This is a genomic window from Nostoc sp., assembly GCF_036917775.1.
Lineage (GTDB): Bacteria > Cyanobacteriota > Cyanobacteriia > Cyanobacteriales > Nostocaceae > Nostoc.
In genome coordinates this window covers 16,065-30,560 of sequence record NZ_JBALEQ010000083.1, presented here as the reverse complement: position 1 = coordinate 30,560, position 14,496 = coordinate 16,065, and the positions used below count along the sequence as shown (strand labels likewise).

10 protein-coding genes and 1 CRISPR repeat array (1 of these 11 cut by a window edge) are annotated in these 14,496 nt (G+C 41.8%); of the genes, 4 read left to right on the top strand and 6 right to left on the bottom strand.

The features are described from left to right. Positions 1 to 1,602: direct repeats of the CRISPR family, unit length 37 nt; unit sequence ATTGCAATTCATCAAAATCCCTATTAGGGATTGAAAC (it extends 397 nt beyond the left edge of the window). Between the two features lie 71 nt (positions 1,603 to 1,673). The 3 genes from dusB to V7K69_RS15400 form a co-directional block, all read right to left on the bottom strand. Further along, positions 1,674 to 2,729, bottom strand: a complete 1,056-nt coding sequence (gene dusB / locus V7K69_RS15410; protein WP_335035776.1) for a tRNA dihydrouridine synthase DusB — start codon at positions 2,727 to 2,729, stop codon at positions 1,674 to 1,676. Positions 2,730 to 2,805: 76 nt separating this feature from the next. Further along, positions 2,806 to 3,639 (bottom strand): Rpn family recombination-promoting nuclease/putative transposase, encoded by an 834-nt coding sequence (locus V7K69_RS15405; RefSeq protein WP_335036096.1) that lies wholly within the window; start codon positions 3,637 to 3,639, stop codon positions 2,806 to 2,808. 121 nt (positions 3,640 to 3,760) lie between these two features. Further along, positions 3,761 to 4,618, bottom strand: coding sequence for an acyl-CoA desaturase (locus V7K69_RS15400; RefSeq protein WP_335035774.1), 858 nt, complete (start codon positions 4,616 to 4,618; stop codon positions 3,761 to 3,763). 283 nt (positions 4,619 to 4,901) lie between these two features. Between V7K69_RS15400 and V7K69_RS15395 the strand changes: the two genes are divergently transcribed. Next, positions 4,902 to 6,131 carry a TetR family transcriptional regulator gene (locus tag V7K69_RS15395; RefSeq protein WP_335035772.1) on the top strand — a complete coding sequence of 410 codons (1,230 nt, stop codon included), beginning with the start codon at positions 4,902 to 4,904 and terminating at the stop codon, positions 6,129 to 6,131. Between the two features lie 88 nt (positions 6,132 to 6,219). Here the strand turns inward: V7K69_RS15395 and V7K69_RS15390 are convergent, their stop codons facing one another. Then, a complete protein-coding gene (locus tag V7K69_RS15390; protein WP_442936145.1) occupies positions 6,220 to 8,085 on the bottom strand; it encodes a DUF1565 domain-containing protein in 1,866 nt (621 codons plus the stop codon). 629 nt (positions 8,086 to 8,714) lie between these two features. Between V7K69_RS15390 and V7K69_RS15385 the strand changes: the two genes are divergently transcribed. Beyond that, positions 8,715 to 9,830 (top strand): thiamine phosphate synthase, encoded by a 1,116-nt coding sequence (locus V7K69_RS15385; protein WP_335035767.1) that lies wholly within the window; start codon positions 8,715 to 8,717, stop codon positions 9,828 to 9,830. Between the two features lie 103 nt (positions 9,831 to 9,933). Beyond that, entirely contained in the window at positions 9,934 to 10,146 is a 213-nt protein-coding gene (gene thiS, locus V7K69_RS15380; RefSeq protein ID WP_114081922.1) for a sulfur carrier protein ThiS, read from the top strand. Here thiS and blaOXA read toward each other — a convergent pair. Both blaOXA and V7K69_RS15370 read right to left on the bottom strand, forming a co-directional pair. Further along, positions 10,143 to 11,045, bottom strand: a complete 903-nt coding sequence (gene blaOXA, locus V7K69_RS15375) for a class D beta-lactamase (RefSeq protein WP_442936144.1) — start codon at positions 11,043 to 11,045, stop codon at positions 10,143 to 10,145. The two genes, thiS and blaOXA, sit on opposite strands and share 4 nt — an antisense overlap. Positions 11,046 to 11,144: 99 nt before the next feature. Further along, positions 11,145 to 12,377, bottom strand: coding sequence for a glycosyltransferase family 4 protein (locus V7K69_RS15370; RefSeq protein WP_335035765.1), 1,233 nt, complete (start codon positions 12,375 to 12,377; stop codon positions 11,145 to 11,147). 915 nt (positions 12,378 to 13,292) lie between these two features. Here V7K69_RS15370 and V7K69_RS15365 point away from each other — a divergent pair. Further along, complete coding sequence (locus V7K69_RS15365) at positions 13,293 to 14,276, top strand: DUF1517 domain-containing protein (RefSeq protein ID WP_163938780.1); 984 nt, start codon at positions 13,293 to 13,295, stop codon at positions 14,274 to 14,276. The last annotated feature ends 220 nt before the right edge of the window (positions 14,277 to 14,496 follow it).

Sequence of the window (14,496 nt, the reverse complement as noted above, 5' to 3'; positions counted from 1 at the left end):
AAGAATTACTATTAAGGGTGCAGGGCGATCGCTATTGCAATTCATCAAAATCCCTATTAGGGATTGAAACGCTCATTATCCAACTGAAGCGCAATCTGTAGCACATTGCAATTCATCAAAATCCCTATTAGGGATTGAAACTTGCAAGCGATCGCTATGCAGCAGATTGTGATTAATTGCAATTCATCAAAATCCCTATTAGGGATTGAAACCTTCAATATTCAATCCGTGGCGACAAAACAAAGCATTGCAATTCATCAAAATCCCTATTAGGGATTGAAACAATTGTGAATAATTGGATAGATAGCGATCGCTAATTGCAATTCATCAAAATCCCTATTAGGGATTGAAACATAAGCCTCTTCAAATGCAGGTAAATCATCTTCAGATTGCAATTCATCAAAATCCCTATTAGGGATTGAAACAGGTGATAAAATCCTTTCTCCTGGATATTCCTTATCAAGATTGCAATTCATCAAAATCCCTATTAGGGATTGAAACCGTGATGTGCGATCGCCCGATTCTCAACTTCCCCGATTGCAATTCATCAAAATCCCTATTAGGGATTGAAACAGTTCGGGCTGCACTTTGCACATCACCTCATGCAGTATTGCAATTCATCAAAATCCCTATTAGGGATTGAAACCATTTTTAATAGGGCGCAGCCCAACGAAGTTATCGCATTTGAAAAAATAGGATTGCAATTCATCAAAATCCCTATTAGGGATTGAAACCATTTTTAATAGCTGACAAGATAGCTGCTCTATGATTGCAATTCATCAAAATCCCTATTAGGGATTGAAACGCCATTGTTCAAGCAGAACAAGCAGCGATCGCCGCCCAAATTGCAATTCATCAAAATCCCTATTAGGGATTGAAACTGAAAGATTAGACAAACCAATGCCCGGTGCAGATATATTGCAATTCATCAAAATCCCTATTAGGGATTGAAACAAAAAATTCTAGTAACTGGTAATAATATCGCCATTGCAATTCATCAAAATCCCTATTAGGGATTGAAACCTTTTCGCTGTCTAAGATGCTGAGAAAAATTAAATTGCAATTCATCAAAATCCCTATTAGGGATTGAAACTGCATGGGTGCGCCGTGAGTCAAGCGTCACCCTCAATTGCAATTCATCAAAATCCCTATTAGGGATTGAAACCAGATATGTAGCGATCGCTCTAGGGGTGCAATTAACATTGCAATTCATCAAAATCCCTATTAGGGATTGAAACTTACCCGCAAGAGCGATCGCTATAAGAATAGCGCATTGCAATTCATCAAAATCCCTATTAGGGATTGAAACTAATTTTACCTTCGGCTAGTAAAGTTCTGGCTGCATAAAATTGCAATTCATCAAAATCCCTATTAGGGATTGAAACCCAGTGCAAGTTACAGCGATAATGTCACCTGGTGCGAAATTGCAATTCATCAAAATCCCTATTAGGGATTGAAACACAGCGCAACGCCGCGCCTCTGTAACATTTGGCATATTGCAATTCATCAAAATCCCTATTAGGGATTGAAACGTATTCAATGCTACCACTTCCGAGCGACGTAATATTGCAATTCATCAAAATCCCTATTAGGGATTGAAACAATCGCCTCACTTTATCAATAGGCTATTGCAGATGTTAATGCTGCATTAAGGCAGTGGTAATATCAATTTTTTAAAGCATCACTAAACTACCTTCTGCTTCTTCTTCAAGTTCATAACCATTAGCTAATTTTTCAATTGCTTGGTCAAGCATTGCTAAACCCTGATCTACCTTTTCAACTAAACTTAGCTGTCCTCGGAGTTCGGCAGCACCAACGAAACCTTTAGCATACCAAGTCATGTGCTTACGGGCTTGACGCACACCGCGATCGCCTTTATATTCCCACAAGGCTTGTAAATGATCTCTTGCACATTCCAAACGCTGAATTGGAGTAGGTGTCGGTAATATTTCCCCAGTTTTCAGGAAGTGATCGATTTCTCCAACCAAAAACGGATAACCCAAAGTCCCACGCGAACACATCACACCATCAGCACCAGTTTGTTCTAAACATTTCACCGCCGCTTCAACTGAAAAAATATCTCCGTTCCCAATCACTGGAATAGAAAGCACTTCTTTCACACGGGTAATCCATTCCCAACGGGCATTGCCATTGTATCCTTGGGCGCGGGTGCGTCCGTGGACTGTAATCATTTTTGCCCCGGCATCTTCCATCCGCTTGGCAAAGTCGAGAATAGTAATTTCGTTGTCATTCCAGCCAATACGGGTTTTTACTGTCACAGGCACATCAACAGCTTTTACCACTTCCCGCACAATTGCCTCTGCTATTTCTGGTTGCCGCAACAACGAAGAACCGCCACCATTTTTAGTGATTTTATTTACCGGACAACCCATATTAATATCAACAGTATCAGCACCTTCTGCAACCGCCTTGATTGCTGCTTCTGCCAAAAAATCGGGACGGCAATCAAATAGTTGAACGCTAATTGGGCGTTCGTTGGGATCTACCTCCATAATTTTGGGTAACTGCTTAACATAATGCAATCCCGTAGCATTCACCATTTCGGTATACATCATCGAATCTGGTGCATAGCGACGCACGAGACGGCGAAACACCATATCCGTTACTCCAGATAGAGGCGACTGGAGAACCCGACTTTTTACCTCAAACGAGCCAATTTTGAGGGGTTGAGAAAGTCTAGCTTGGAGAATGGGAGAGAGCGAAATCATACAAAAAATTAAAAATTATGGGAATGGAAAATAACAGGAATATTTACGGGTATCTATGAGCAGTGCTAATTGTAGGTTACGTATCCTGACTTGGAGGCTGTTTTTGCATTTCTTGCTGAACTTCCTCTAAACTCAAACCTAACTCTTTTGCCATTTCTTCAAAACTCAATCCCAATCTCAACAACAAAGGTATCATTCTAAACTTTTCTTCACGCGCTCCTTCTTGTTTACCCTCTTGCTTGCCTTCTTCCTTGCCTTCTTCTTTGCCTTCTTGATAAACTCGTGTTTGTTTCAAATCACTTAGCCCAAACATACCTTCAATCTCCTCTCGGCTCATCGTCGGAAACTTATAAACCAAAATTGTCTCTATTAATTCTAGTAACTGCCGCCGTTGTGGTTCAATGTTGATTTCTTGCTGAGTTCTGTCTATTAGCTGCCTAGCAGATGTAATTGCTGTTTCCTCTTCATCGACAACTAATTTCATAGTAGCAATTCCGACTGGCAGCGATGCAGTTTCACCCAATTCATTAAGATAAATGCGAGTCACACGATTGCTAGTGAAAAATTCGCTGTAATTATTGATATCTGCTATATCTAGACTGCGATTGGGATAGATAACTACTCCTCGCCAAGAATTTTTAGGTTTATTTTGACGTAAATATAAACAAATTTCTGAAATTAGGCGCGAATAAATTTCTGCGTCGGTTTGAAACTGGACTTCAACAAAATAAATCGGATTTTCTTGCCCTTGTGTTGGGAGAAAAACACCATCTATACGGAATGTCGTTTGCTTGATTTCAATTGAGGAGAATTTATAACCCTCTGCGGTTTGGGGTGGATTACCAATTAATTCAAAAAATATCTCAGGAAGTTCTTGAAAAAGGCGGTAAAAAATACTGTCAGTTTTCACGCTTGATGTATTGCGGTGATTTAAACTGTTAGATTTTACCGTGAAATACTGCTGGTAAAAATTAGTAAGCCGACTGCGAAAAGCAATCGGCTTAATAAATTCATAGTAATTTAGTTGCAATTTAGCCGTGAGTTGCACCTTGAGGGGGACTTGAAACAACTTTTTTGGCTAAACCCAAAGTCTGCAAAACTCGGATGCTCCACCAAGTAACATCAATCTCCCACCAAGACAACCCAGATTTCGCCATGTGGGGATAAGTATGATGGTTGTTGTGCCATCCTTCTCCATAAGTGACGATGGATACCCACCAAAGATTACGAGCGCCATCATTAGCATCAAAGGTGCGATAACCCCACAGGTGTGATGCAGAGTTCACAAACCAGGTTGAGTGCCAAAGCAAGACACATCTGAGAAACACTCCGTAGAATACGAAAGGCCATCCTCCTAATCCATATAGGAGCAGTGCGAAGGGTATTTGCAACAGCAAAAAGTAGCGATCTAGCCAACAATAAAAGGGTTGTCTTGCTAAATCAGGGGCATATTTTTTATAGGTGTCATAGTCAAAAAATTCTGGGCGCGGGTAAAAAATCCACAATATATGGCTCCACCAAAACCCTCTTTGAGCAGAGTAAGGGTCTAAATTGATATCTTCGGTGTGCGCGTGATGCTGGCGGTGTCCACCTACCCAAAAAATTGGCCCACCTTGCAAAGCTAAGGCTCCGATTAGGGCGATCGCATACTCTAACCACTTCGGAACTTGGAAACTCTTATGGCTCAGTAGTCTATGATATCCCAGGCAAATACCAATGCTCCCAAATAACCAGTGGAGAAACACTAGCAAACCTAATGCTGGCCAGGAGAAAAACCAAGGAGACATAAGTGCTAAAGCATGAAATGTAGTAAAAAATACCACATTCGTCCAACTGAGTTGAGGTGAGTTGCCTCTCTCAGGGGCGATCGCCCCAAAATTTGCGGTCATAAAAATTCCTGTTGATGGATGATGAAGCAATTTGCCTTTTCTCGGATGCCATCCCACAAGGGATTTACCCGCACTGTATACTCATTCGTTACAGTGAGCCAGCGCTAGCTTCTCCCAAAGGGAGAGGCTAGCGCCAAGAGGGTTTCCCCCATTAGCGACTAGTGTTAGCGCAGCGCTAGCGACGCAGGAGCGTCACCCGTAGGGTAGAGTAAAGCAAGTATCACTTACATTTGTTATGCTAGCAGAACTCTGATACCTCTGCAAGTGCCACTTGCATTTTTCTATGTCGTCTCACCTTGTTTCCACTCGTCAACGCTTGATTCAAGCTGCACTTGAGTTGTTTTCTGCTCAGGGAGTTAGCGCTACCACAACCCGCCAAATTGCAGAAAAAGCCGAAGTCAACGAAGTGACTCTATTTCGGAATTTTGGCAATAAGCATGGACTGCTTTTAGCGGTGCTGGAAGAGTCCGCAGCCTTTAAGGATTTAGGTGAATCGCTGGTGCGGCGGGCAACGCCTCCCGGCAATGTGTACCAAGCTCTAAAAGATTATGCAAGTGATAGCTTGCACGCATTAGAACGAGTGCCAGAGTTTGTCCGGTCTGTGGTAGGTGAAGCCGACCAATTCCCGGCAGAAAATCGCCGCGCACTAGGCAGGGGAGTCACAGAGGCAAACCGTTATGTAGCTCAGTATTTAGCTACTGTAATCCAGCAAGGACACCTAAACACCTACTTACCGGCAGAAAAATTAGCCAGTTTACTAAATGGGATGATCTTGGGATATGCCGTAATTGAGTTTACCAGCGAATTTCACGAACTTTGGGAGGATCGGGATGATTTTCTGGAAAATTTGGTGGAATTGTTTTTACATGGAGCCATGTCATCCTCAGCAGAACTAGCAACAAACTGCTTACAAGGAGGGTTCACTACCACAGAAGTAGCTGATTTGCCTGCTACTTTAGTTAACGAAATTTTACAACAAGCCAGGAAATCGGGAATACGAGATTATGCTTTGGCTTACGTGTTATTTGGGGCTGGGTTATCCACCACAGAAATGATTAACTTGCAGCGATCGCACCAAATCTACGATACTCAAGGGCACTTTTTGCAAATTACGATTCCTGGCTTTGTCCGTCAAGTGCCAGTAAATCAGTGGATTTTGGGCAAACGCTACGGTTCTTTTACCAATAATCCCTTAATTAAATGGCTGAAAAGTCGTAAAGATGCTCAAACAGCCATGTTTTTAAATGAAACAGGTAAACCCATGACAGAATCAGAGCTTGAGACACGTTGGCAAGTATGGAGTGAAGGGTTATTAACTCCCCAAGGACAAACGCCAGCGATCGCTCAAGCACAACAAACCTGGCGCGTAGAAATGTTGATGCGGGGAATCACCTTGGAAAACCTGATTATCTTAACAGGCTGCGATCGCGCCCAATTACAACCTTATGTCCGCCGAGCCAAAGAAAAAGCCGCCCTAGAGCAAGCCACCCGTTTGGATCATAAGCCGGGATAGGGTACGCCTAAGCAATTAAAAATTACAAATTACAAATTAAAAATGAATAAATGGAAGGGGAGTAAGCATTTTGGTGTCGATCAATTGTTTAATTTAAGGGTTCCATGATGGCTCTTAAACCATTGCTAGAGAGTGTTTTGAGCATTTCTTTAGCGTTATATTCACTGCTAAATACTCCTGCTTGCATAACTCTTTGACCTTCCCAAACTGTGGGAAACGCACCAGGAGCAAGCGATCGCACTAAGTCTTGATCCCTATCAGTCAGGAGTGGAACTACTACGCGATAACGGATACCGAACCGTGTCGTAGATTTACTGGCATAAGGAATACTTGCAGAACTTGTTTGCATATTGCCAGTATTACTAATGGGGATATTGTTATCGGGAAGTGGTAAAAGTGCTGACGCATTTGGGGCAGTAGCTTCTAGTATTGGTAATGGCTGCTGTGTTTGATTCCTTGTACTGGCAACTGAATTGGATGGGTACTCAGGGGCAGTAAATTCAATCGTATTAGGATCAATCCGCACATAATTCAACTGTGGTGTGTTAGGCGGCTGTGCTGGAATGGAAGTTGCAGGTATTTGTCTCGCCGACAAGCTGCTTGGAGTCGGAAATGTAGCAACTTTAGATGTGGGTTGCTGTTGATTGGATATAGGCGTGGAAAGTGGAACCTTAGATGGTACTAATGGCAGCTGTTGACTGTTTAATTGTGTAGAAATAGGATTATTTGCTGAAATACTGTTGCTGTTTTGGCTATTAGTAGTTTCAGAGATTCCGGGAGCCGAGAAGGTAATTTCCCCAGTTGGTGGTATTTCTTGTAATACATTGTTGGGAGTCGATTGAGAATTTTGTGCTGCTAGTGCTATTGTGCCGTTAATATCTACGTTGCCAGTGATGCGATCGCTCACAAGATTATTACCGCCAGCAGAAATCATCTGTTTAGCAGCGCTGGCGTTAATGTCGTAGCGGCCATTATTTTGAAATTGATTACCCCCAGGTTCCGAAGCACTACCCAAATCTGGCATTGCTTGAGCGATCGCAACTAAACCATCTTCTTTATTATCTTGAATAATATTATTCCGTAAAATCGGGTGCGCCTTTGCTTGCACTACAATTCCCGATCTATTGTTCTGAATTTGATTGCCTATAACTATCGGAGCCGCATTTTGGGCAATATTAATGCCAAAACCTGTTTGGTGAAAGACATTCTCTTTCACTTGGGGACTGGAATTCCCGGCAATTGTCATGCCATTGGCTCCATTGCGATCGAAGTAATTCTTGCTAATGGTAGGTGCAGCATTACCACTGACAGAAATCCCATCTTGGGTACTGCCGATAAATGTATTTTCCGTGATTACCGGATCGCTAGATTCAATCCATAAACCGTAACCCCGGCGATTGGGGTTTGTCACCGTCACCCCAGTGAGCAAAGCTTGGTTTGCCCCCACAATTGCGACGTTTTGACCACCAAAGCTCCGACTCAGGTAATCACCGCCTCCCTGAATGATAATATCCTTACCTTGATTGCTAGGGTTGCCTTGAATTGAAACACCCGGTTTCAGCATTAAGGGAAATTCCTCTCCTGTCTCGGCGCTATAAGTGCCCGTAGAGAGCATAATTACAGTATTGGGGTTAGCTAATCGCAACGCATGGGTAATCGTTTTCACAGGAGCAGATTCGCTGCCATTACCTGCGCTGTCATTTCCACCATTTGGGTTGACAAACAGCAAGTTAGCCTGAGAATTTTTTGTCTCACCTAGAGGTGCTGAATTTGGTGTTGATGGCATCTGAGCGATGGCACTATCCAGGAACGTCATACTTATCGCTCCTATCCCTACGGTAAAAGATAATACCGATAAACTAAAAAATAAAAGTCTTGCTGATTCCAGAAACTTCAGCTTTGCAAGCATAATATCTACTCTACGGTACTTAGGAAACACACGGTAGTGAATCATATTTAACACAACTCCTTAGAAGTAACAATAAATTCTTATACTCTTAGAGAGTATTATGTCGATAATATTACTCACATATTGACCGATTGGCGATTTTTAATACAGGGTAATAAATGATATTGTGTCTGTTCGAGAATACCCAATACTTTTCGGATAAACCCAATAATCTCTCTTTTGGTCTGGGGAAAGGTTAAAGGGCAATGGGGAAAAAGAAATTCAAACCCTTTCCCTTTCCCCTTTCCCCCTTAACCGAAAAGTATTGCGAGAATACCTTGCTCTATAAAAACACGCTACGCGATCGCCAAAATACCCTCAACCTAAAAGAGCTTGTAATTCAGGACTCACCCAAAAAATTCTTCATTGAGAGACAAACACTCTTTAAATAGTATCTATGCAGTCTCAATTTAATTTGCCCATTGGAGATTTTCTGATGTATCCCTTTCGGCTAGTCCTTTGTAAGCTCGTTGTTCACCCTAAAATACTTGACTAACCTTAGTGCAAAACTGTAGCCTCAAACTACCCTTATCACTGCATATAAGAACATGGGATAATTTATCGTAACCCTCATTACTACGCTTTTTGACGTAGATTCGGCAAAAATTGAGTAAAAAAAGCAAATTAATTGACTTATGGTTACTAAGAGATATGATAATTCACATTTTGATGAAAGCACTAACGGGGTTGTTGTGATGGTCGAGCCATACAGCCAAAAAGAGCAAGTACAGCAAGTTGTCTATCGCATTTTAGATGCCAATTTAGACCGCGCTCGTGAAGGCTTGCGAATTATTGAAGAATGGTGTCGCTTTGGCTTGAATAATGCCCAGTTAGCTCTTGAATGCAAGCGCTTACGGCAAGAATTAGCCAAGTGGCATACCCCGGAATTACGAGCGGCGCGAGACACACCAGGCGATCCTGGGACTGAGTTAACTCATCCTCAAGAAGAAGAACGAGCTAGTATAAAATCAGTATTGCAAGCTAACTTTTGCCGTGTCGAAGAAGCATTGCGGGTGTTGGAAGAATACAGCAAGCTTTATCAGCCAAATATAGCTAAAGCTTGTAAGCAGATGCGCTATCAGGTTTATACCCTAGAAAGTAATTTAATGGGTCATCAGCGCCATCAATTGTTGTGGCGATCGCATTTGTATCTTGTTACTTCCCCAAATGAAAATTTATTGAATAACGTCGAAGCTGCACTTAAAGGGGGATTAACGCTTCTACAATACCGTGACAAAACCACCGATGATTCTTTGCGTTTGGAACAAGCCAGAAAACTCCGACAGTTATGCCATATCTACGGTGCTTTATTCATTGTTAACGATCGCGTAGATCTAGCTTTAGCCGTCGATGCAGATGGGGTACATCTGGGACAACAAGATATGCCTATTACTATTGCTCGGCAATTACTAGGTTCCCAGCGTCTGATAGGTCTTTCTACCACCAATAAAGAAGAAATGCAAGGAGCAATTGCTGAAGGTGTAGATTACATTGGCGTGGGGCCAGTTTATGAAACTCCCACGAAAGTAGGTAAGGCAGCAACAGGTTTAGAATATGTCAGCTATGCTGCGAAAAATTGCTCAATTCCCTGGTTTGCCATTGGCGGAATCGATGCCAATAATATCAATGATGTGATCGATGCTGGAGCCAAACGTGTAGCAGTGGTGCGATCGCTCATGCAAGCTGAACAGCCTACCCTAGTAACACAATATTTGCTCTCCCAACTCAATCGCATTAAGCCAGAACTTTAAAGAGTCATTTGTCATTTGTCATTAGCCTAAAGTGAGTAACCAATTACCCATTCCCAATTCCCAATTCCCCACTCCCCATTCCCCACTCCCCATTCCCACATTTATGTCTAATGAGATTACGGTTCAAGTAAATGGGGAAACCCATAGCTGTTCGTTTCAAATTTCTTTACCCGACTTGATCCAACAGTTGGGTTTTAACCCGCGCTTGGTGGCTGTGGAGTATAACGGCGAAATTTTACATCGCCAGTTTTGGCCACAAACAAAATTGCAGCCAGGCGATCGTTTAGAAGTGGTAACTATTGTTGGTGGTGGTTAGTTGATGTGAGCTAGCAAGCCCAAATCTTTGAGGCTGCGGCGTGTAATCTCGATGCGGGCGGGTGCATCCTCTGGTTTTTGCATATCAAGGGTTGTGGCGAAAAAGTAGACGTTTTTATTTTGTTCTAAATAACCGACAAACCAACCAACTTGTGGTTTGCTACTCGTTAACCATCCCGTCTTTCCTCGCAGTGTGTAGTCTGGAGTTTGTTCGCGTACCATAATATCTTTGACAAGATTTATTGTCCGTTGGGAGAAAGGTAAATCACCTTGATACAACCGTTGCAAAAACTTAATTTGCTCTTGGGGTGTAATTTGTAATAGCTGCTGTTCTAGCCAAAAACGATCAATGTCTGCGGCGGTGCCAATCTGACGATTTCCGTAACCTACTTTGTTAATAAATTGCTGCATCCTTTCATATCCAGCCCTCCGCGCCAGTACTTTATAGAACCAAACAGTTGAATCTTTAAAGGCTTGACGCAAATTTGTATCATGATTCCAAGCATCGATATCTCGATGAATTCCATCCCAAGTGAGAACCGCCACATCATCAGGAACTACACCTGTTTCTAAAGCTACCAGCGCGTTAAAAATTTTGAATGTCGAAGCTGGAGCGATCGCAGTTGCATTACGTTTAGGATTGTGTTCATAGATGCGGTTATTTTTTGAGTCGTAAATCAAGATTGAGCCTTCACGCCCAAATTCTTGAAAGTGTCGCCCAAAATTTGGCGCTTTAATAACAGGACGTTCAGATGAGGTTGAAGCTGGTTGAGCCAGAATAGGCATTGTTCGGAAGCTAATTACACTCAATACAGCAACACATCCAATAATTGTAAATATAACAGCTTGCCTTCGGTAATGCCAAAGAGATTGCCACATCTGAAACAAGATATTTTTCATTGCATATTTAATAAAATCACAAAGGAGATTTTACAATGCAATCTTGCTCATTTGCGAAGAGATGAACATCTGTGCATCCCCACTCCATCTGCATTCATCTCACAAAATCGCGTTTTTTCCCTCTGATTTGTAAAGCGATCGATGAAGAGTTCTCCGCTTGGCTAATTCTTTACCTTTGCGGCCAAGTTGCTCACGTAGCTGTTGATCTTTGCATAACCGATTGAAAGCTTGAAAAACTTCATAACCAGAATTGGGATTAACCAGTATCCCATTTTCTTCATGCTGAACTGTGTCTAGAACACCACCTAAGCGAGGCGCAATGATAGGCTTACCGAAGTAACTTGCTTCTAAATAAACCATACCAAAACCTTCCATATTATTAGGTTTAGTATCTAATAAAGTCAGCATAGCAAATATGTCGCACGCTGCATAATAACCCGCTAATTCACGCTCTGGGACATATCCCGCAAAGTGGACGCGCTTATCTACCCGCAAACGATGCACCAAAGATTTCAGTTCCGATTCACTTGGGCCTTCACCGCAGATTATATAGTGGACATCGACCCCAAAAGTTAGCAATAGTGGGATGTTATCAATCACTCGGTCGAAAGCTTTATGTTTTACTAGCCTTCCTATGGAGAGAATAACTATTGCTGAATCGGGAATATTGTATGCTTGACGCACGCGAACACGCAAATCATCAAGGCTACTAGGACTCCCGACATTGTTACCAAATTTTTCTGGTCTGATTATTGGGTTAATAACGTAAGTAGGAGTATCTAATCGTAAAGCAGTTCTGAGGTAGTCTTGCGTATAAGAACTGTTACAAACAATACCTTCGGCTCTATGAAGTGTTAATTTAAATAGCGATCGCAGCACGGGATTGTGTAATGTACAAAGAAAATCATTACCGTGTAAATAGATAAAAAAGCGAATAGGTAAGAAATAGCTCAATAGCAACAGTGAAGGAAAATCATAGCCGTGGCCCCACTCTATATAACGGTAGTGATAGCGAAAATAGAGTTTGATTGCTAGCACAAATGAGCAAACAATATTGACAAGAGGCTTCAGAATATTTTCCACAAAGCCACTACGCCAGTATTTAGGATAAAACCATCGATATACTGGAAATTGTTGACCTTCATCAAATACTTTATCTCCTGAGCAACTAGCCGCCAGTACAATAACTCTTTCTGGATCTTGGAGACAACGATTGTACATATATTCTCCAATTACAGCTTCTTTCGGCAAGAATATCCGGGATATGACTAGGATATCTGGGTATGCAGCTTTGTCTCTGATTTCGGCTGTTAGTTGAGAAATATGTTCCATAACCAAGTTGATAAATTTACTTCAAATGATTTTGAATTTATTTACAATTAAGATTACTTTCCAAGCCATAATTATTATTTTATTTCTTTTAAAACGAATCTGGTAAACAAAATTTAAGGCTATTTTAGAAGATTAGCCAGCAAGATTGTTTTTTTATTGTGTTGCTTTTATTTTGACGGCAAAACTCTCAACATTTGAGAATTTTTGTGCATGATGGACAATAAAATAAAATCTAGCACTTGTAGTCCAATGTAGTCAAATTTCTTAATGAAGAACTGTTGTAAAAATTACGAAACTTATCTACGTTCACTAGAATATCTTAAATAGTCTAAACTGGTGTGCCAAAATGCCACAAGTTTAGATAAGTATTTGATAACTATCTGTGTCTGCTTAGTACTGCTGATAAGCATCACGTCTACTTGTAACACTACTACGCATACGTAAGCATCAGGTCTACATTTGTCCTTTATATTACTTGAAAGAGAGGGATATCCTTTTGGATTCTGACAGAACAAGTAGGGTGAAGTATTAAAAAATTAGTCAAAATAATCATGAAAAATTAGAATCTCTGTATAATCCAAGACTGTAGCCTGGAATTGCCCAGTTTAAGACGTAGCCAAAATTTCCCGTAGCCGTAGCCCTTCTTTACGAGAGGCTGCGCTCAGGAACCATCCGTCGTAGACATCACAAATTTCTGTGATGATGAACATATCTTAAGGTACGGTTCCCCAGCCGAGAAATCCCCCCTGCGATCGCTGCTTATGCCAGATAAGACGCGGTAGATTGAATATGTAGCCTTTAAAAGTGAATGCTACAAAGCTTGCTTGTTAAGGACTGGCGTTAGTGACATAACCGCAAAACTCCTACCAGCATGGAGATAAATCATAAAAATTCTGTTTTCCAAGCGATTGTATTATGCGTAAAAAACTACAACAAATCAGCAAACCACTGTTAAAAACTTTCTTAGCCCTAGGATTGGTGTTGACTTTGGTTCTTAGCCACGCCGATGGAGCATTAGCGGCCCGCAGTGGGGGTCGAATCGGTGGTGGCTCCTTTAGAGCGCCTTCCAGCCGCACCTATACACCGCGCACTTATGCACCTCCTGGCGGGGGCGGGTACTATCCTGGTGGTGGTTTTGGTGGTGGTTTTGGCTTTCCCTTCCTACTTCCTTTCTGGGGTATTGGGGGAGGATTTGGTGGTCTATTTAGCATCTTAATTTTCTTTGCGATCGCTAATTTCTTATTGCAAACTTTCCGCCGTGTCTCAGGCGGTGAAACACCAGAAGCAGATTACAGCAGTAACTCTCCTGTTTCTGTAACTCGTTTGCAAGTAGGTTTGTTAGCTCAAGCCCGTGAATTGCAAAATGAACTCAACCATATTGCTGAAACTGCTGATACTAATACCCCAGAGGGAAGAGCAGAAATTCTGCAAGAAGCCAGCCTAGCTTTACTCCGCCATCCCGAATACTTTGTATATGCAGGTGGTGGCACTCAACAAGCCAGTTTAAATTCAGCTGAAAGTCAGTTTAATCGGCTGTCACTGGCAGAACGCAGCAAGTTTAGCGAAGAAACTCTTTCTAACGTCAACAACCAGCTAAAAGCGGCCCTTGCCAAAGAAGCTTTACCCCAGGCTGGTGAACTAGACAATCCCACCCGCCTATTTACTGAAGGCCCTGGAGAATACATTATCGTCACCTTACTGGCGGCAACACTAGGCAAGTTTGATATCCCCACAGCAATTAACAGTGCTGATGATTTGCGTCAAGCTTTGCGCCAAATTGGTAGTATCCCTAGCGAAAAACTTCTGGCAATTGAAGTACTTTGGACTCCACAAGCTGAAAATGATACGCTGACATCTGATGATGTACTGGCAAATTATCCTGATTTGAGACTTGTTTAATCTCTAAAAATTTTGCGCTTTACTGCCAATAATGAACTTGGCATCTTGGCGAAACAAATAAGTTCCTCTTTGAGTGCAATAACTAAAAAACCGTTTGTTGATAACAAGCGGTTTTTTGTATAACCTAGATATACCAATAATTACGTACTGAGAAATAAAATCTCAATCCACCCTAACCTATCTCAAAATGGGAGAAACTCTCAAAGCGCTGTTTAAAAAG

Coding starts and splice junctions, on each gene's coding strand:
- dusB (WP_335035776.1), bottom strand. CDS start 2,729: ATGATTTCGCTCTCTCCCATTCTCCAAGCTAGACTTTCTCAACCCCTC.
- V7K69_RS15400 (WP_335035774.1), bottom strand. CDS start 4,618: ATGACCGCAAATTTTGGGGCGATCGCCCCTGAGAGAGGCAACTCACCT.
- V7K69_RS15395 (WP_335035772.1), top strand. CDS start 4,902: ATGTCGTCTCACCTTGTTTCCACTCGTCAACGCTTGATTCAAGCTGCA.
- V7K69_RS15390 (WP_442936145.1), bottom strand. CDS start 8,085: ATGATTCACTACCGTGTGTTTCCTAAGTACCGTAGAGTAGATATTATG.
- V7K69_RS15385 (WP_335035767.1), top strand. CDS start 8,715: ATGGTTACTAAGAGATATGATAATTCACATTTTGATGAAAGCACTAAC.
- thiS (WP_114081922.1), top strand. CDS start 9,934: ATGTCTAATGAGATTACGGTTCAAGTAAATGGGGAAACCCATAGCTGT.
- blaOXA (WP_442936144.1), bottom strand. CDS start 11,045: ATGAAAAATATCTTGTTTCAGATGTGGCAATCTCTTTGGCATTACCGA.
- V7K69_RS15370 (WP_335035765.1), bottom strand. CDS start 12,377: ATGGAACATATTTCTCAACTAACAGCCGAAATCAGAGACAAAGCTGCA.
- V7K69_RS15365 (WP_163938780.1), top strand. CDS start 13,293: ATGCGTAAAAAACTACAACAAATCAGCAAACCACTGTTAAAAACTTTC.